The sequence below is a fragment of the Hymenobacter sp. UYP22 genome, assembly GCF_040547285.1.
Classification (GTDB): Bacteria; Bacteroidota; Bacteroidia; order Cytophagales; family Hymenobacteraceae; genus Hymenobacter.
This window is the reverse complement of record NZ_JBEPPK010000013.1, coordinates 1-17,930: the sequence shown is the minus strand read 5'-3', so window position 1 is coordinate 17,930 and position 17,930 is coordinate 1. Positions and strand designations below refer to the sequence as shown.

At 57.2% G+C, this 17,930-nt stretch carries 18 protein-coding genes; 9 read left to right on the top strand and 9 right to left on the bottom strand.

All coding sequences use genetic code 11. From position 1 onward, the window contains the following. Positions 1-50 precede the first annotated feature (50 nt). Positions 51-1,961 (top strand): ribosomal protection-like ABC-F family protein, encoded by a 1,911-nt coding sequence (abc-f, locus tag ABIB60_RS17375; protein ID WP_354581710.1) that lies wholly within the window; start codon positions 51-53, stop codon positions 1,959-1,961. Between the two features lie 207 nt (positions 1,962-2,168). On the opposite strand, the gene ABIB60_RS17370 is transcribed toward abc-f, so the two are convergent. Next, positions 2,169-2,831 (bottom strand): hypothetical protein, encoded by a 663-nt coding sequence (locus tag ABIB60_RS17370; RefSeq protein WP_354581708.1) that lies wholly within the window; start codon positions 2,829-2,831, stop codon positions 2,169-2,171. Between the two features lie 297 nt (positions 2,832-3,128). On the opposite strand from ABIB60_RS17370, the gene ABIB60_RS17365 reads away from it, so the two are divergent. Next, a complete protein-coding gene (locus tag ABIB60_RS17365) occupies positions 3,129-4,478 on the top strand; it encodes a type IX secretion system plug protein (RefSeq protein WP_354581707.1) in 1,350 nt (449 codons plus the stop codon). A gap of 69 nt (positions 4,479-4,547) precedes the next feature. On the opposite strand, the gene ABIB60_RS17360 is transcribed toward ABIB60_RS17365, so the two are convergent. Beyond that, positions 4,548-5,498, bottom strand: coding sequence for a hypothetical protein (locus ABIB60_RS17360; RefSeq protein ID WP_354581705.1), 951 nt, complete (start codon positions 5,496-5,498; stop codon positions 4,548-4,550). A 205-nt stretch (positions 5,499-5,703) separates the two neighbouring features. Here ABIB60_RS17360 and ABIB60_RS17355 point away from each other — a divergent pair, with 205 nt between their 5' ends. Then, positions 5,704-7,011: a cation:proton antiporter gene (locus ABIB60_RS17355; protein ID WP_354581704.1), complete on the top strand. Its 1,308-nt coding sequence runs from the start codon at positions 5,704-5,706 to the stop codon at positions 7,009-7,011. Between the two features lie 109 nt (positions 7,012-7,120). Further along, on the top strand, positions 7,121-8,566 hold the full coding sequence (locus ABIB60_RS17350; protein ID WP_354581702.1) for a M48 family metalloprotease: 1,446 nt from the start codon (positions 7,121-7,123) through the stop codon (positions 8,564-8,566). Between the two features lie 672 nt (positions 8,567-9,238). Here the strand turns inward: ABIB60_RS17350 and ABIB60_RS17345 are convergent. The 3 genes from ABIB60_RS17345 to ABIB60_RS17335 form a co-directional block, all read right to left on the bottom strand. Then, entirely contained in the window at positions 9,239-9,448 is a 210-nt protein-coding gene (locus ABIB60_RS17345; RefSeq protein WP_354581701.1) for an alkylphosphonate utilization protein, read from the bottom strand. A gap of 136 nt (positions 9,449-9,584) precedes the next feature. Beyond that, positions 9,585-10,682 (bottom strand): redox-regulated ATPase YchF, encoded by a 1,098-nt coding sequence (gene ychF / locus ABIB60_RS17340; RefSeq protein WP_354581700.1) that lies wholly within the window; start codon positions 10,680-10,682, stop codon positions 9,585-9,587. 383 nt (positions 10,683-11,065) lie between these two features. After that, entirely contained in the window at positions 11,066-11,410 is a 345-nt protein-coding gene (locus ABIB60_RS17335) for a DUF3276 family protein (protein ID WP_315999776.1), read from the bottom strand. A gap of 338 nt (positions 11,411-11,748) precedes the next feature. Here ABIB60_RS17335 and ABIB60_RS17330 point away from each other — a divergent pair, with 338 nt between their 5' ends. Together ABIB60_RS17330 and ABIB60_RS17325 are read left to right on the top strand one after the other, a co-directional pair. Further along, positions 11,749-12,672, top strand: a complete 924-nt coding sequence (locus ABIB60_RS17330) for a DUF58 domain-containing protein (protein WP_354581699.1) — start codon at positions 11,749-11,751, stop codon at positions 12,670-12,672. Between the two features lie 61 nt (positions 12,673-12,733). Then, complete coding sequence (locus tag ABIB60_RS17325) at positions 12,734-12,940, top strand: hypothetical protein (protein WP_354581697.1); 207 nt, start codon at positions 12,734-12,736, stop codon at positions 12,938-12,940. Between the two features lie 37 nt (positions 12,941-12,977). On the opposite strand, the gene ABIB60_RS17320 is transcribed toward ABIB60_RS17325, so the two are convergent. The 3 genes from ABIB60_RS17320 to ABIB60_RS17310 all read right to left on the bottom strand — a co-directional run bounded on the left by ABIB60_RS17320 (position 12,978) and on the right by ABIB60_RS17310 (position 15,420). Beyond that, positions 12,978-13,607 carry a DNA-3-methyladenine glycosylase family protein gene (locus ABIB60_RS17320; RefSeq protein WP_354581695.1) on the bottom strand — a complete coding sequence of 210 codons (630 nt, stop codon included), beginning with the start codon at positions 13,605-13,607 and terminating at the stop codon, positions 12,978-12,980. Positions 13,608-13,635: 28 nt separating this feature from the next. Beyond that, positions 13,636-14,295, bottom strand: coding sequence for a metallophosphoesterase (locus ABIB60_RS17315; RefSeq protein WP_354581694.1), 660 nt, complete (start codon positions 14,293-14,295; stop codon positions 13,636-13,638). A 99-nt stretch (positions 14,296-14,394) separates the two neighbouring features. Then, entirely contained in the window at positions 14,395-15,420 is a 1,026-nt protein-coding gene (locus ABIB60_RS17310) for a threonine aldolase family protein (protein ID WP_354581693.1), read from the bottom strand. 99 nt (positions 15,421-15,519) lie between these two features. Here ABIB60_RS17310 and ABIB60_RS17305 point away from each other — a divergent pair, with 99 nt between their 5' ends. Beyond that, positions 15,520-15,690, top strand: a complete 171-nt coding sequence (locus ABIB60_RS17305; RefSeq protein WP_354581691.1) for a hypothetical protein — start codon at positions 15,520-15,522, stop codon at positions 15,688-15,690. Positions 15,691-15,839: 149 nt separating this feature from the next. On the opposite strand, the gene ABIB60_RS17300 is transcribed toward ABIB60_RS17305, so the two are convergent. Continuing rightward, positions 15,840-16,334: a metallophosphoesterase family protein gene (locus ABIB60_RS17300; protein WP_354581689.1), complete on the bottom strand. Its 495-nt coding sequence runs from the start codon at positions 16,332-16,334 to the stop codon at positions 15,840-15,842. Between the two features lie 255 nt (positions 16,335-16,589). Here ABIB60_RS17300 and ABIB60_RS17295 point away from each other — a divergent pair, with 255 nt between their 5' ends. Beyond that, entirely contained in the window at positions 16,590-17,282 is a 693-nt protein-coding gene (locus ABIB60_RS17295; RefSeq protein ID WP_315999767.1) for an NUDIX hydrolase, read from the top strand. Between the two features lie 33 nt (positions 17,283-17,315). Continuing rightward, positions 17,316-17,798: a hypothetical protein gene (locus ABIB60_RS17290; RefSeq protein ID WP_315999766.1), complete on the top strand. Its 483-nt coding sequence runs from the start codon at positions 17,316-17,318 to the stop codon at positions 17,796-17,798. The last annotated feature ends 132 nt before the right edge of the window (positions 17,799-17,930 follow it).

Genomic DNA, 17,930 nt, shown 5'->3' with positions numbered 1-17,930 from the left:
TGCATCGTCCCAAACCCGTACCTTTGCGGCTTCAAGCCCCGCAAAGTAGGATGATTTCCATTACCGACCTCGATTTTCATTTCGGCTCCCGTACCCTCTACGATAAGGCCAGCCTGCACATCAAACCCAAGGATAAGATTGGCCTGATCGGGCTGAACGGCCGGGGTAAATCCACGCTGCTGCGCATTCTGGTGGGCGAATACAAGCCCGACGGCGGCTCCATCTCCATGAGCAAGGATGTGAGCCTGGGCTTCCTGAACCAGGACTTGCTGAGCTACGATTCCCACGAGTCCATTCTGGTAGTGGCCATGCAGGCCTTTGGCGAGGCCCTGGATATTCAGAAGAAGATTGACGAGGTGCTGCTGGAATTTGAAAACAACTACACCGACGATTTGGTGGAGAAACTGGCCGATTTGCAGGAACGCTTCGAGGCGCTGGGCGGCTACACCATGCAGGCCCGCACCGAGGAAATTCTGGAAGGTCTGGGCTTCACCACCGAAGAGCTGCAGCGCCCCCTGAAGCTGTTTTCGGGTGGTTGGCGCATGCGCGTGATGCTGGCCAAAATCCTGCTCCAGCAACCTTCTTTGCTGCTCCTCGACGAACCGACCAACCACCTGGACTTGCCGAGTATCAAGTGGATTGAGAACTACCTGGCCGGCTACGAAGGCGCCGTTATCATCGTGAGCCACGACCGGGAATTCCTGGACCGCACCACCAACACCACCGTGGAGGTTACGGGCGGTAAGCTGGTACCTTACGCCGGTAACTACAGCTATTACCTCGAGGAAAAAGAGGAGCGCAACGCCATTCAGAAGGGCGCGTTTGAAAACCAGCAGGCCCAGATTCGGCAGGCCGAGCGGTTTATTGAGCGGTTTAAGGCCAAGGCCAGCAAAGCCAAGCAGGCCCAGAGCCGCGTGAAAGCCCTGGATAAGCTGGAGCGCATTGAAGATGTAGCCGCCGACGATGCCCGCGTAAACATCAAGTTTAACTTCACCGTCACGCCCGGCCGCCACATCCTGCGTATGGAGCACGTGGGCAAGAAGTACGGCGAGAAAACCATCTTCCGCGACACGCACGTGCACATTGAGCGGGGCGACAAAATTGCCCTCATCGGGGCCAACGGCAAGGGCAAATCTACGCTGATGCGCCTAGTAGCGGGGCAGGAGGCCCCCACCAATGGTAACCACCAGCTGGGCCACAACGTCATCATGTCGTTCTACGCCCAGCATCAGCTGGAAAGCCTGCGCATCGAAAACGAGATTCTGCAGGAGATGGTAGAGGCCGGCTCCAAGCGCACCGAAATGGAGCTGCGCTCTGTGCTGGGCTCCTTCCTGTTCACCGGCGACGAGGTGTACAAGAAAATTAAGGTGCTGAGCGGGGGCGAGAAAAGCCGCGTAGCCTTGGCCAAAACCCTGATTTCGGAGGCCAACTTCCTGCTGCTCGACGAACCGACCAACCACCTGGACATGCAGTCGGTGAACATCCTGATTCAGGCCCTCGACCAGTACCAGGGTACCTACATCGTGATTAGCCACGACCGGTTCTTCGTGGAGAATGTGGCCAACAAAATCTGGTACATTGAGGACTACCAGCTGAAGGAATACCCCGGTACCTACGCCGAATACGAGCAGTGGCAGGAAGACCGGGAAAAGGCCGCCAAGAAGGCCGGCCTGCCTTCCCCCTCGGCCCCTAAGCCGTTGCCCAAGGAGGAAAAGAAAGTGGACGCTTCCCCCGCCAAAACGCCTTCGCCCGACCAGAAAAAAGCCCTGAAGGAACTGGCCGAGGTAGAGAAGAAAATTGACGAGCGGGAAAAGGAGCTGGCCCAGTACGAAGCCCAGCTAGCCGACCCCCAGATCTACCAGAACGCCGCCCAACTCAAAGATGCCACCCTCAAGTTCGAGCAGGTGAAGAAGGAGCTGGCCCAGCTGAATGACCGGTGGGAAATGCTGGCCGAGATGTAAACTGCTTGGTTTCCTGAGCTGCAAAGGCCCGCCGGAAGTTGCTTCCGGCGGGCCTTTTTTGTTATGCGCGATGTTCGTGAGGGGTGCGTTGCGGGGAGAATGTAGGTAAAATCCGGTATTACCACTAAAGCCGAATAAGAGTGAGCTACTATACTTTGTGTCTTATTTTGTATGGTATGAAAATATTGTGATGCACTGTACGTGTATTTAGTTATATGGAATAAATTGATGTAAATTAATATTGCCGCAGGTAATTTCCTTGTCGTTAATTTTGTAAAACAGCTGTTGGCCTTTTATTCGTAGTCCGGTGCGCAAGGTGCCGTTTACTCCGTGGGTAGCGAGTGTGACAACATAAAAGCTACTTGCTTCTTTGGGATTGATAGTTCTTCTCAACGAAGAGGATTTATGAATGCCAGTATCTAAAAAAGGCTTTACGGCTAAGCCGTAGTCAAACGAGGGCGCTTTGGCAAGTGTCAGGGTATCGGCGGGAAGAAGTAATTTAATATAGTTTTCCGATGAAGGTGGAAACTCAAATGAGTCTGAGGGAAAATCAATGGCCAAGTCAAAAGGCCTATCTGCTTCATTAACTATGCGGGTCCAGAACACCGCATAGATATATATTTTTCCAGTAGGATCAATATAATTTAGTCCGCCTTTTGGAAGGCTGTTTTGTATAATAATTCTTGTGCTCGTTGAATCAACATACTCGTATTCAGTATGAATATACCTTTTCAGTATGTTCGTGCTTTCGGCGTTTTTAATTGAAGCAGAGTTTTCTATACCGCCAGCCCCTGACGTCGGTTTGCTATTCTGTTCACAGGAAAAAAGCCCTGCTGCCGTTATAAGAAGTGTTATGGTGGATTTTTTCATCTTGTACATACTATCTCTGTTGCCGGAAACGGCAGTGGCTGCTTTTCCTCTGGTAAATGCAGGTTGGAAGCACTGTAATTGAAAGTCAAAACTTTGGACTGTGCGGAGGCCGGCTGGTTGCGTTGGGCGACATATGTGCTGAATTCCGGCTGCCCTGATGCTACTGAGGCTGAACAGACGTTGACCGACGCCATCATTGGTATCCACTTTCCGCAGCCTGCCTGACGAACTACTGCCTGCTTCAATGAAATGACCCTGGTGGTGGGGAAGATAAGCGGCTGCCCGTACCTTCGCAATATGCGCCTCTCCACCGTTACTCTGCTGCTAGCCGTATCCGCCGCGCCGGCCTGCGTGCCTCTTGGTACACCCATCACCGACCCCAACGCCGCCCGCCGCCCCGCTACGCCCGGCCAGCGCCCCACCGAGTACTACGCCGACAAAACCCTGCGCTACGAGGATGCCATTTATGACCCCAACGTGCAGACGGTGCAGTGCTATGTGCCCACCGGCCAGGCCAATGAGGTATTCAGCCCGCCCGTGGTTGCACTGAGCCAGGGCCAGCAGCCGGTGCTGGAGTTTGACGTGCTGGGCGGGCAGGGGCAGCGCCTCACGGCCAAACTAGTGCACTGCGACCTGAACTGGCAGCCCTCGGTGCTTACGGACATGCAGTTTCTGTCGGAAATCAACGAGCAAAATATTACCACCTACCGGGCTTCCATCAACACCAAAGTGCCCTACTTTCATTACCAGCTGCAAATGCCGCGGGTAAAGATTTCGGGCAACTACCTGTGGCTGGTGCAGGGACCAGGCGGCACCCCGCTGCTCAGCCGGCGGGTGCTGGTGTACGAGGAAGGCGGCGTGCAGATTGCCATGAAGCAGGGCATACCGGTGGCGGGGCAGGAGCGCTACACGCTGCAGCAAGTGGATTTTGGCATTCGCTACAATATGAACGTGGTGAATCCGGCCCAGGAAATAAAGGTGGTGCTGCGCCAGAACTTCCGCTGGGACAATGCCCACTACAATCTGCGGCCCACCTTCGTGCGCGACGCCGACCGGCAGCTGGATTACCAGTACTTCAACTTCGAAAACGCCTTCCCGGCCCTGAGCGAGTTCCGCTTCTTTGATTTGCGCACGTTCCGCTCCCTGGGTATAGGCGTAGCAAAGCTGGATGCTGAGGCTTCGCCCCGCGCCGCGCTGCTGCAGCCCGAAACCACCCGCAATGGCCAGCGCTATTCTCAGTACGACGACATCAACGGGCAGCGGGTGATTGAGAGCCGGGAGTACGGCACCGGCGACACCTACGGCGAGTACCTGGACGTGACCTTCCAGCTTCGGGCCGAGCAGCCCGCGCCCGGCCCCGTGTACGTGTTGGGCGCCCTCACCGACTGGCAGCTCAAGGACGAGTTTAAGCTTACCTACGACGCCGCCAACCAAGTATACCTCGGCCACGCCCTGCTTAAGCAAGGGTACTACAACTACATCTTCGCCACCCAAACTGCCCAGGGGCCCAACAGCGTGTACTGGGAAGGCAGCCACCAGGAAACCGAAAACCAGTATGACCTGCTGGTGTACTACCGCCCACCCGGCACCCGCACCGATTTGCTGGTGGGTTACCAGCAGCTGAGTGTAAATCAGCGGCAACCGTAACAAGCAGTAGCCACAAACACGCCGCCTACAAGCGGCGTGTTTGTGGCTACTGCTGCTGAAAGGAGAGTACTACGGATGATTCTGGTGCACAATGGTAAGGTTTTCGCGCCCGTTTTGCACCACGGTACTCGATTCATTGGAGCCTCCTTGGTAGGTAGCGGCTTTGTTCAGGATGCCGGTTTGCTGTTGAATAGCTAGGCCTTGGTTGTTGTCCTGGTCGATGTAGGCGTTATTCTCGTAGGTTGCTGCCCCACTTTGGGTCTGGTACGCCTTGTTATCGTTGCCACTTTGCTCAATGGTGGCTTCTCCTAAAGAGCCACTCTGCTGCTGCTCGATGGTGTTGCGGTTGCCGGTTTGGGTAGCCACGGCGGCATTGTCGCTGAAACTCTGTTGCTGACGCAAGCGGTTATCATTGCCGATTTGCGTGCCAGCTGCCTGTTGGTTGATGTCGTTCTGCGCCTGATAGGAAGTATTTCGGCTCCCTATGGAGGTTAGGGTAGCCGTACTGCCCGGGCCTTGCTGCTGCTGCTCGGCTTTATTGTTGTTGCCCACCTGCAGAATGGTTGCTTGGGATACCCGGCTGACTTGCTGTTGAAGAACCTCGTTGCTGTTGCCTACCTGCGTGGCCGTTACCTGGCCGCCTCCCCGCTGCTGTTGCCGGATAGTATTGAGAACACCAGTTTGCGTTGCCGAAGCCCGGTTGCCGGAGAAGTTTCCAGAAAAAGCTTGCACTTGTTCAATCGAGTTCTGAACGCCCAGCTGCGTGGCTGTGGCCCGCCCAATCCGGTCGTCTTGGTTTTGCGAAATACTGTTTTGTATGCCTACCTGTGTGGCCGTAGCAGTATTGAGGTATCCCGCCTGGTTTACGGTAATAATATTGCGGCTGCCCGTTTGCTGGTCGGTAGCGTGGTTGCCGTCACCCACCTGTTGCACGGTGGTAAGGTTGTTTTGCGCGGCTGCGGCCGTGGGGGTGAGGCCCGCCATCAGCACGCTCAGCATGGGGAGAAGGAGTTTTTTCATAGCGGAATACAGTGGAGATTGATGATATACCTAGTTACTAAATTATATTTATTATTAAAATATTTATAATAAAAAATCAATATGCATAACCATAGTGCAATTTGTATAAAGGGTCGGCGGGTTCGTTAACAGCGCGGCTAGCGTTAATATCCAGGGGCACCGGATATGCGTACGTATACGCTCCGCACTATCCAATGCACCCTGCATGTCGCACTATAACCTGATTCTGGTAGTGCTGGGCGTGGCTATTCTGGCCGTAGCTTGGCTGCCATCTTTGCTCAGGAAATTCCCGCTGTCCTACCCCATTTTGTTTGTGGGGCTGGGTATGCTAGTGTTTGGGCTGCCGCTGGGCCTGCCCAACCCTGACCCCAACGAGCACTCCACGTTTACCATGCACCTCACCGAAATCTGCGTGACGGTGGCTCTGACGGGTACCGGGCTCAAGATTGACCGCAAGTTTTCCCTCTGGCGCTGGCGCGCGCCCTTGCAGCTGGTGCTGGTGCTCATGGTAATTACCATTGCCATTTTTGCGGTGGTGGCCTGGAGGCTAGGCGGTATGGCGGCCTCCTCCGCGGTACTGCTGGCCGCCACGCTGGCCCCCACCGACCCCGTGCTGGCCGGCGACGTGCAGGTGGGCAAACCCGGCGAAGGCCGCGAAGACAATGTCCGCTTCGCCCTCACCGGTGAGGCTGGCCTGAACGACGGACTGGCCTTTCCGTTCGTGCATCTGGCACTGGTGCTGCTGGCGGCTACCTCTTTGCACCTGGGGCAGGAGTTGTGGCATTGGGCCTGGATGGATCTGCTCTACCGCACGGGCATGGGTGTGCTGGCCGGGTGGCTGGCCGGTAAGGGGCTGTCTTTCCTGATTTTTGACCTGCCCCGCCGCGTTAAAATCAATCCTGAAGCCTATGGGTTTGTGGCCCTGGCCGTCACGCTCACGGCCTACGGAGTTACGGAATTACTGCACGGCTACGGGTTTCTGGCCGTATTTGTGGCCGCCGTTACCCTGCGCACCCACGAGCGGAGCCACGAGTACCACACCGAAATGCACGAGTTTACCGACCAGCTGGAGCGCCTGCTGATTGTAGTTATCCTGATTTTATTTGGCGGGGCTATTGTGCGGGGGCTACTGGAGCCGCTCACCTGGGCGGGGGCGGCCTTGGGCTTGTTTCTGCTGCTGATTTTGCGGCCGTTGGGCGGTATTCTTACGCTGGGCCGGAGCCGCGTTACCTGGCCCGAGCGCATTGTTATTTCCTTTTTTGGCATTCGGGGCATTGGCTCGTTCTTCTACCTGGCCTTCGCCATGCACGAAGCATACTTTGCTGATGGCCGCCAACTCTGGGCCATTACCGGCTTCACGGTGCTTACCTCCATTGTGGTGCACGGGGCCTTGGCTACCCCCGTTATGGACTGGCTGGATCGGCGGCACGGTCGGCCTACGGCGGTGGAGTTGGAAGAGCAGGAAAAAGAACAGCAGAGGCAGGAGGGCCGGCCCGACGAATCAGTTTCCTGAAAGCGGCACAGATTTGGCGTTGTTGGCGGAAGCCGCTGTAACCTTCATACGGTTCTGGTGCGTTGCAGGCATATCTCCGCCTCCTGTATTCTCCTAAACTCTCCTGCCCATGCACTTCATTCACACGTCTATTCTGGGAGCTGGCACCACGCTGGCCCTTCTGTTGCCGCTCAGCCCTGCCCAGCCGGCCACAACCCCGGTCGCCCGGCCGGTGCTGCCCGTACAAGGGGCCCAGCCCGATCCGCAAGTGGTGGCGCAGTTCGGTCTGCTGGATAACGCCAAACTGCAAAGCTACATCGACCAGAAAGGCATGCAGATGGGCCGTATTTCCGACCGCCCTGCCGATGTAAAAGGCTTTACCATCGTCGATTCGCCCATTATCAATGCCTTTGCCACCCCCGATGGCCACGTGTACTTTACGCGGGGCATTATGGCGCATTTCAACAACGAGGCGCAGTTTAGTGGGGTACTTGGCCACGAAATCGGGCACATCACGGCCCGCCACGGCCAAAAGCAGCAAACCCGCTCCACCATTGCCAACGGAGCCCTCATTCTGGGTTCCATTCTGTCGAAGCGGGTGGCCTCCATTGCGCAGCCGGCCTCTCAGGTAGTAGGGCTGGGCCTGCTCAAATATGGCCGCGACGATGAAAACGAATCGGACAAGCTGGGAGTGAAATACTCCAGCAAAATCGGCTACGATCCAGCTTCGATGGCCGACTTCTTTCTTACTCTGCAGCGCACCGAGCAAAGTAGTGGCGCGGCCACCGTGCCTACGTTCCTGTCCTCGCACCCCAACTCTGCCGACCGGTACACCAATGTGAAAAAGCTGGCCGCCCAGGCCGAGCAACAGGCCGGTCGCCAGCTAGCCGTGAACCGCGACCAGTACCTGCGCATGATTGAGGGCCTGCCCTACGGCGACAACCCCCGCGAGGGCTACGTGGAAAACAGCGTATTCTACCACCCCGATCTGAAGTTTCAGTTTCCGATTCCGCAGGGCTGGAAGTCACAGAACTCACCCAGCCAGTTCCAGATGGCCGAACCCAGTGGCAAGGCCGTGCAGATTCTGCTCCCCGCCGGTAACAAAGGCCTCGATGAAACTGCCCAGGCCCTGGCCCAGCAGCTCAAGCTTCAGAACGCTCAGGCTCAAAAAACTACCGTTAATGGTTTCCCGGCCGTAGTTATCCAAGGCGACCAGGTAGGGCAGGACCAATCGGGGCAGCAGGGTATTACGGCCAGCACGCTGACTTACCTGATTCAGGATGGCCAGACGGTGTACGCGCTGGTAGGCCTCTGCGGCCCCGGCACCCTCGGCACCTACGGCAGCACCTTCCAGCGCACCGCCCAGGGCTTCCGCCGCCTCACCGATGCCAGTAAAATTAACCGCCAGCCCGAGCGTATCCGCATCAAAACTGCTAAAGCCGGCCAGACGCTGGCCTCGGCCCTCGCCGCCAACGGCGTAGCCAGCAAGCGCTACGAAGAAATGGCCATCCTCAACGGCATGAAAACCACTGATAAAATGACGGCTGGGATGCTGTTTAAGGTTGTGGGAAAGTAGGTATATCTACCGGTATAAAAGTCAGTTAGGTTGTGTCTGAAAAAACGTTTTTCAACTTGCTGAACGTCCTGCTGAGCCGTTCAACGAAGCAGTAGAGATGCTTCGACCAGCTCAGCATGACCGTTTTGGAGTTTTCAGACACAGCCTAATACACTCCAAAGCATACAGTTATCCTTCCCTTTCTTTTGTGGTAAATAAGGCTATCAAGAATAGCTTTAAGGTCTTCAACTAGTCGTCCTGAGTTGAAGTATTCCTCCCACAGGACGTACTGGAATGATTTTGCTTTGTACGTGACCTTATTAAGCATATTCGGCTCACTCTGCACCTTTTCCAAAAGGGCACTGACAAGTAGTAGAAGGTCATCTACGTTTTGCGTAATGACTATTTCATTTTCCTCATCTTCATCTAAATAGGTTGGGTTTACCAAAGGATGCAGATCTAGTCCCAAATAGTCACCGACACTCATAATCACAGACTGTTCTGCGAACAAATCATAGCTAGCAACGAAGTTGTAGTACGACCGATTTATAAAGACCTCACTGACCTCATAGTCTGAGTTACTACCTCCTAGTACAGTTATGTTAAATCCCATTCTAAAATGTATGAAAAGCGCCCCGGCCGAACCATTCGACTGGGGCGCTTAAGTTACTGGTAGCTGCTGAAGAAACGGTGCTAGGCCTTTTTCACAAACTCGGTTTTGATGACCAATACACTACCACCGGCCCGGCCTTCAATTTCGGTGGGCGAGTTGGTGAGGCGAATGTTCTTGACCACGGTGCCACGCTTCAAGGCCTGGGCCATGCCTTTCACCTTGAGGTCTTTGGTGATGGTCACCGAGTCGCCTTCCGCGAGCAGGTTGCCGTTGCTGTCTTTTACGTCCATGAGGTTGGGGAGAGGTAGCGTGTGCTAGACGTACAGGGTGCCAGATAAGACCGGGCAACGACACGCGAAACCAAGGCTTTGCGCGACAGTCAGCCACAAAATCCGTGTAATCCGAAAAATTCGTCTAAATCCGTGATTATACGTTGAAGCGGAAGTGCATAATGTCGCCGTCCTGCACCACGTATTCCTTGCCTTCCACGGCCATTTTGCCGGCTTCCTTGATTTTTACCTCGGTCTTGTACTCCTGGTAGTCAGCCAGCTTAATCACCTCGGCCCGGATGAAACCCTTCTCGAAGTCGGAGTGGATAACGCCGGCGGCGGCGGGAGCTTTGTCGCCCTTGTGGATGGTCCAGGCGCGTACTTCCTGCACCCCGGCCGTGAAGTAGGTAATTAGGTTGAGCAGGGAGTAGGAGGCGCGGATCAGGCGGTTCAGGCCCGATTCGGTGAGGCCGTACTCGCTCAGGAACATCTCCTTTTCCTCGGGGTCTTCCATCTCGGCAATCTGCGACTCAATGGCGGCCGATACTAGTACAACCTCGGCACCTTCCTGGGCTACGTGGGCCTGCAGCGCGGCGGTGTGGGCGTTGCCGGTGGTGGCGCTGGCCTCGTCCACGTTGGCCACGTAAATCACGGGTTTGATGGTGAGCAGCTGCAAATCGGCTACGGCTTCCAGCTCCTCGGGCGTGGCCTGCACGGCGCGGGCGTTCTGCCCGTCTTCCAGGGCCGCCTTGAACTTCTGCAGCGCGGCTACTTCCTTCTTGGCCACGGCGTCGCCGCCCTTGGCCGAGCGCTCCGACTTCACCAACTTCTTATCAACACTCTCCAGATCTTTGATTTGCAGCTCAGTGTCAATTACATCCTTGTCAAACACGGGGTCAACGCCGCCGGCTACGTGCACGATATTGGGGTCGTCGAAGCAGCGGATTACGTGGATGATGGCATCTACTTCGCGGATGTTGGCCAGGAACTTGTTACCTAGCCCTTCGCCCTTGGATGCGCCCTTTACCAGACCGGCAATGTCCACGAACTCAATGATGGTGGGCAGCACACGCTTGGGGTTCACCAGGGCTTCCAGAATCTGGAGGCGCTCATCGGGCACGGTAATTACGCCCACGTTTGGCTCAATGGTGCAGAACGGGTAGTTGGCCGACTCGGCCTTGGCGTTGGAAAGGGCGTTGAAAAGCGTGGATTTGCCGACGTTTGGCAGGCCGACGATACCGCAGCGGAGACCCATATGGTGGAGTTGTGAAGTTGTGAAGTGGTGAATCAAGCCCTGGAGGCCCAATTCGTGGCGCAAAGGTACGGGGCTTTTTCAAGGAAAGCACGGCCTCCCACAGGTACTGGGGCAGGTGGAAGCCGGAGGGCTGAACCGAACCCGCCCCGACGGCTGTTAAGCTGACATGTGCAACCACCATTCCCCAACCCGTAAGCTGCAGCGCCTAGGGCTATACCTGGCAGCCGGCATGCTGCTGCTGAGTCAGGTTTACCCGTGGTAGTGCCCGAGCCTAAAACCACGACGGCGCGCCGAGGCCGAAGCCGGGCGCGCCGTGCGGTGGGAAGTAGTTGAAAACCAAGGTACGTACAACGTGTTTCGCTAGACTTCCGGAGTTTAGGGGGTTAGAAATTGTCTTCGGTGGTGCGGGTGTAACCGCCTTCCCGCTCCTCGTAGGCTGGGCGTGGGCGGTCCAGCTCGGCTACTTCCTCGGGCGTCAGCAGCTCCTCGCGTACGTAGTCCACGGCGTCCTGCAGGGCATCCACGAACTTGAGAAAATCTTCCTTATACAGGAAAATCTTGTGCTTCTCATACGAAAAGGTATCGTCGTCGCGCAGCCGACGCTTGCTTTCCGTGATGGTCAGATAGTAGTCCTGGCCGCGGGTAGCTTTCACGTCGAAAAAGTACGTGCGCTTGCCGGCTTTAATGCGCTGGGAGTAAATTTCTTCCTGGTCGTGACGGTCTTCCACAGTTCCTTCTAGTAAAGTTTTGTTATTCCAAGATGATTAAAGTTCAGCGCAAAATAGGTAGTTTTCAGTAGATAGTAAAATTTTAAGGGCCGTAATTTCCTATTCCGGGATGAACAGCGCAAAAGCGTGTTTGCAGCTACCTCCAAGCCAAAAGTTTGTGGCCTGCGTCAAGAGGAAACTATGGTATTCCGGCAAGATTATATAGGTGAACAAATAGATATAAAAACCCGAATAAATGGTGCGCTGCTTGCTCGTACAGGTTTCGTGAGGCCAGAAGACGCAGGGTGGAGCCCGCAATTCCGTTGTATCTTGTGCTACTGTTTCAGCCCACTCGTTTTATGCCGCAACCCCTGGATTTGGCCGCCGTTCGTTCCTTCGAAAACCTGGAGTTTTTGGCCCGGCAGCTGGTCGAAGGGTTTATTACAGGCCTGCACCAGTCGCCTTACCACGGGTTTTCGGTGGAATTCTCGGAGCACCGCCTCTACAATCCTGGAGAGAGTACGCGCCACCTCGACTGGAAGGTGTTTGCCCGCACCGATAAGCTGTTTGTGAAGCGCTACGAGGAGGAAACCAATCTGCGCTGCCACTTGCTGCTCGATGTGAGCCCGAGCATGTATTACCCCGCGCCCAGCCACGATAAGCTGCGGTTTTCGGTGCTCTGCGCGGCCGCCCTCACCACTCTGCTACAAAAGCAGCGCGACGCGGTGGGCCTGGTCACGTTTGCCGAGCAGGTGGAGTTGCAAACGCCGGTACGCTCCACCAGCACCCACCGCCACACGCTGCTCCTCACCCTGCAACAACTGCTGGAGCGCCCTGCCCCCCCGCAGGCCGCTCGCACCAACGTAGCCGGTGTTATTCATACCATTGCCCAGCAAATTCCGAAACGCTCCTTGGTTGTGCTATTCTCGGATATGCTGGGCCGCAGCCCCGAGGAACAGACCGAGGCCCTGGCCGCCCTGCAACACCTGCGCCACCAACACCACGAGGTACTACTGCTGCACGTGATGGACCGCGCTACCGAGGCTAATTTTGAGTTTCAGGACCGGCCCTACCTGTTTGAGGACTTGGAAACCGGCCAGACGGTGAAGCTGCAGCCCAGCCAGGTGCGGGAGCAATATCAGGCCACCATGCGGCAGTACGAGCAGGAACTGGCCCTCCGCTGCGGGCAGTACAAAATTGACTTTGTGCCGGTAGATATCCGGGAGCCGTTTGACCGGGTGCTGTATGCCTACCTGGTCAAGCGAGGTAAAGTGCGCGGGTAGGGGCTACCTTCGTGCGCTGGCCCCGGTCTCCGGGGTACTGGTTTGCTTATTCTGTTGCCCTATGTCGTTGGCTGATGTTCTGTTTCCCATCCTGCTGATCTGCCCGTTGTCGGCGGTTATTACCGTGTACATTGCCCACATGTACGGGCGGCGGTTCTGGCCCTGGCTGTTGTTCGGGTTCTTCGTGCCCCTGCTCTCCACGTTCATTGCCATCGGCCTTGGCATTCGGGACGCACGGCGGCAGGAACGGGCCGGCAACAATAAGTAGCACCCCGGAGCTATCCGGAGAGTAATAGCGCCCTGGGTTACTCCGGGGAGTTATCCAAGGATTGCCAAAGGTACTTGCTAGCCAGGGTGCGGTAAGGCCGCCAGGATTCGGCTAGTTCGGTCATGCGCCTGAGCAAAGCCCGCCCCGTCTCCTCCAGGCCATAGTGGCGGCGCATGGCGTTCTGAATGCCTAAATCACCCTCCGGAAATACATCGGGCTGGTCGAGGGCAAACATTTGCAGCATCTGGGCCGTCCAGCGGCCCACGCCTTTAATCTGGGTAAGGTGGCGGGTGAATTCGTCGTCGGAAAGCTGACTGAGGTGGGCGTGGTCCAGTTGGTCGCGCTGGGCAAAATCGGCAATGGCGCGCAGGTAGCCAGCTTTCTGCCGGGAAATACCTGCCGCGCGCAAGTCCTCATCCGTCAACAGGAGCAGCGCTGCTGGTTCGGGGTACCCATGGGGCGGAAACAGGGCCTGCACTTTGCGCCAGATGGCGGCCGCGGCCTTGGTGGAAATCTGCTGGCTGACAATGGCCCGCAGCAATGCCAGGTACAAATCCTCGTGGGCAGCCGGCTGAATGGGCCGGCCCTGGGCAATCAGGCGGGCCAGCACCGGGTCGGCGGTTGAGAGATGCTGCAAAGCCGCAGCTGAATCATGAGCAGGTGTCATAGGGGATGCGGAGAATAGCGGAACCTGGTTACAATGGCGCAATATCCAGGCGCGAGGTAGGCACTGGAAACTCGGCTAGCAGCTCGCCGGTTGCAGAGAGGCGCACGCCCGTCAGGTACATGCCCATGTAGGCGCCGGTATCGAGGTAAAGTGTGTTGGATACGGCATCAAACGTGGTGTGCCCATCGGCTGTGGGCGTGTGACCCACCACTTGGCGCCGGCCCAGGTTACGCAGCGGGCCGCGCCGCCATAGTACGCCCTGGGGGTTCTCGGGGTCAAGCGGGGTGGCTGTATCGGCAAACCCGGCGTGGCTGACCGTTACGTGCTCATTCTCCCACACCAACGGCCGCTGCTGCAGCCACGCCACATGCTCCCGCCGTGTATCGGGCCGGCCTTTGTACTGCTGCACGGTGGCCCGGCCGCCCCACTCCAGCCACGGCGGGTTAGGGCCTTTGGGACCGAAGTGCTTGAGCATTTCCAGCTCGTGGTTGCCCCGCAAAAATACCGTGTGGCCCGGATGAGCCAGTTCCAGGTCCCGCGCCAGTTGCACGCATTCCGGGGCAAAACGGCCCCGATCTACCAGGTCGCCCACTTGAATTAGCAGCTCAGTGGCCGGCTCCCACTCTTGCAGCAGCTCCCGGAAGGTATGGTAGCAGCCGTGCACATCCCCAATGATAAACAGGTTCATACAGAATTTATGGGGTGTCAACTGAGAAACCGCCCGCCCCATTCCTTGCAAGCTTGCCAGTCATAACGCGCAGCAAGGAATGAGGAGGGAACGGCTGATTTATATGGCAGTTAGTGCCGCTTCAACGCGGGTAAGCATGGCATCATCCACGTCCAGGTGGGTTACGAAACGAATCATCTGGGGGCCAAAAGATGACGCCTTGATACCGTGCTGCTCCAAGTGAGCCAAAAACTGCTCGGCTGGCGTAGTAGCCTGCAGACGGAAAATAACCAGGTTGGTTTCTACGGGCAGTACTTCGGCCACGTAGGGCTGCGCCGCCAGCGTGGCTTCCAACTGCCGGGCGCGGCGGTGGTCGTCGGCCAGTCGCTCCACGTTATGGTGCAGGGCATACAGGCCAGCGGCAGCGAGGTAGCCGGCCTGGCGCATTCCGCCGCCCATTACTTTTCGGATGCGCTTGGTTTTCTGAATGAATGCCCGACTGCCTAACAGCACTGAGCCCACCGGTGCCCCCAGCCCCTTGCTCAAACACACCGAAATAGTATCAAACAGGCGGCCGTACTCGCGGGCATCCTGGCCGGTAGCCACTAGGGCGTTGAACACGCGGGCCCCATCCAGGTGTAGCGGAATCTGGTGGCGCTGGGCTACTTCGGCAATGGCCGCAAGTTCAGCCAGCTCGTAGCAGCTGCCCCCACCCCGGTTGTGCGTGTTTTCCAGGGAAATGAGGCTGGTGGTAGGGTAGTGGATATTAACGGGCCGGATGGCGGCTTCTACCTGCGCGGCCGTGAGGCGGCCCTGGTTGCCGGGTAGTAACGCCACCGAAGCCCCCGAGTGGAACGCAATACCACCCACTTCCCAGAGGTAAATGTGGGAGGTCTGCTCGCAGATAACTTCGCTCAGCGGCTCAGTGTGGGCCTTAATGGCAATTTGATTGGTCATGGTGCCGCTGGGGCAAAACAGGCCGGCTTCCAGGCCAAACCGGTCGGCGGCTTCTTGCTCCAGCGCCTGCACGGTGGGGTCTTCCTCGTACACGTCGTCGCCCACGCGGGCCTGAAACATGGCTTCCAGCATGGCCGGAGTGGGGCGCGTTACGGTGTCGGAGCGCAGGTCGATCAGGGGGATGGTCATAGGAGTTGGCAAGGGAAAAGTGGGAAAGGTTTCCCGGTGTCAAATTTAGTCGTTACTTTTGCCCCTCGTTTACAGAAAGACTTTAACCGACCCGGAAAAATGAGCACTACCCGTCTGAAGCGGAAGCACCGCAAGAACATTGCCCGCGCTAACAACAAGCAGCGCATCATCAAGCAACTGCTCCTCACCCCCGTTCTGAAGAACGTGGACCTCGAAGAACTCAAGTCGCGCTTCACCAAGAGCGAAGCCAAAACCGAAACTGCTGCCTAAGCGCGTTTCCTGCTGACTTGCCCGTCCCGGAGTCGGTGGGTTGTAAGTCAGAACTTTCGAAAGAGCCTTCCCGCCCCCGGGAAGGCTCTTTTTGCTTGATCAATCAGGTTGCTTTTGCCGCGGCTTGCCTTCTCACCAAGGACGAGTAACTATTTCGGGCCGAGTTCCACAACTTGCAGGTTCTGCACTTTGCCAGCGGCTACCTGAAAGCGCAGCAGGGTGCGCACTTTGTGAAAACCGTGGCGGCCGGCCGCGCCAGGGTTGAGGTGCAGCAGGCCCAGGCGCGGGTCGGGCATTACTTTCAGGATGTGGGAGTGGCCGCTAATGAACAGGCCCGGCCGATGCTCCTGCACCAGGGCCCGGCCAGCGGGGCTGTAGTGGCCAGGGTAGCCCCCAATGTGCGTCATGAGCACCCGCAGACCCTCCAGTTCAAACTCCTGCACCAGTGGTTGCGTCAGGCGCACGTCACGGCCGTCGATGTTGCCGTACACGCCCCGCAGCGGAGCCACAACCTGCAACTGCTCAATCACCTCGGCCGTTCCGAAGTCGCCGGCGTGCCAGATTTCGTCGCAGCCGCTTACGTGGTGCAGAATCCGGTCGTCGAGGTAGCTATGCGTGTCGGAGAGCAGGCCGATTTTTTTCATACGGCAAAAGTAGCAGGCTGCCCCGAGCTGGTAGTCGTCAGGCTGAACCAATTACCCGCCTGCTGCCAACCCGCGAGGAACGGATACCTGAGCCCCGGAAATTCATCACCGCTAACTCATCGGGGGCAACGTACAACTCAACCGGCTACAACCCGTATCTTGCCCGGCCCCCGGCCCTTTCGATTCCGGGGAAATATGCTGTGTTTTGCAGCAACCCGCCCGAATCACCTTTTTGCTCCCCCAGATTACCCCGCGATGAACGTCTTCATCAACGATATTCCGCTGATTATCAAAAAAAACAGCGAGAAAGTATACAAGCACAAGTACGACCTGATTCTGAACCCGGAAGATGAATTCATCTCCAAGGATCTGATTGGGGACGTGCTGGTGCGTGACGTGACCGACGTGTTCGTGGACCGCCTGCTGCGGCTGATGGAGGTGAAGAAGCTTAAAAAGCTGAAGTCGCTGACCCTGCTGGCCCGCAAGAAAAAGCGGCTGATTCTGCACCTGAAAGACCAATTCAAGATTGTGAAGGCCGCCGGTGGCCTGGTCGTGAAGGATGGGCAGGTGCTGATGATCTTCCGCCTCGGCAAGTGGGACCTGCCCAAGGGCAAGCTCAAGAAGGAAGAAGACCCCGCCCTAGGTGCACTGCGCGAAGTAGAGGAGGAGTGCAACGTTCAGATTGAGTTGGGAGAGGAACTGCCCAGCACCTGGCACTCTTACGCCTACAATGGCAACAAAATCCTGAAAAAAACGAACTGGTACATCATGCGCTGCCTCGATGACACGCTTATGAAGCCCCAGGCCGAAGAATACATTGAGGAGGTTCGCTGGATGTCGCCCCAGGAGGCGCTGAAGGTGCTCGATGAGTCGTACGCCAGCATTGCCCTGGTGGTACGGCACTACCTACGGGAGGCTGCGGGGCAGGCTCCCGCCAACCAAGACTAGCTTTTTCCTTCACTCATCTTCTCCCTGCTTACCATGCGTCAGCTTCGCTACCTTCCTGTGTTCATATTGTCAGCGGGCCTGGCCGCGTGTAGCGGCTCACAGTCGGTATCAGAGTCTGGGATGCCGGCTACGGGTAGCTCGGAGGCCGCCCGCACGGCTGCCGTAGATGTGCCCGTGCTGGTAGGCCGCAACATTGACCAGGTACGGCGGGCACTGGGGCCGCCCCAGGAAACGAAGGAGCAGAAAATAGGTCTGGAACCCACCGCTGAGCAAATGAAGGCAACTCGGGGTGAGGACTGGATTAACACGTTTGAGCGCAAGGGGGTAACCGTGGTGGCCACTTTCAATGCCCGCACCCGTAAAGTGCGCGACCTGGTAGTAGTAGGCTCAGATGAGGACGAACTGCTCCGGAACGCCAATCTAAGCCTTACGGCACCCGGCTACATGGTGCTGCCCGTGGCCAACCCCAGCAACAACCGGGAAATCATCGGGATGCGAGTAGTAGCCCGCAAATAATAATATCAGAGACTTTACCAAAGCAGACGCGGGGGCGCCGCCCCAAAAAAAACAGCCGCCCCCCGGGGGGTGGGGGGGGGGGGTGTTTTTTCTAAAACAACAGGGGGGGCCGGCGGGGGGAGGGCCACAAAA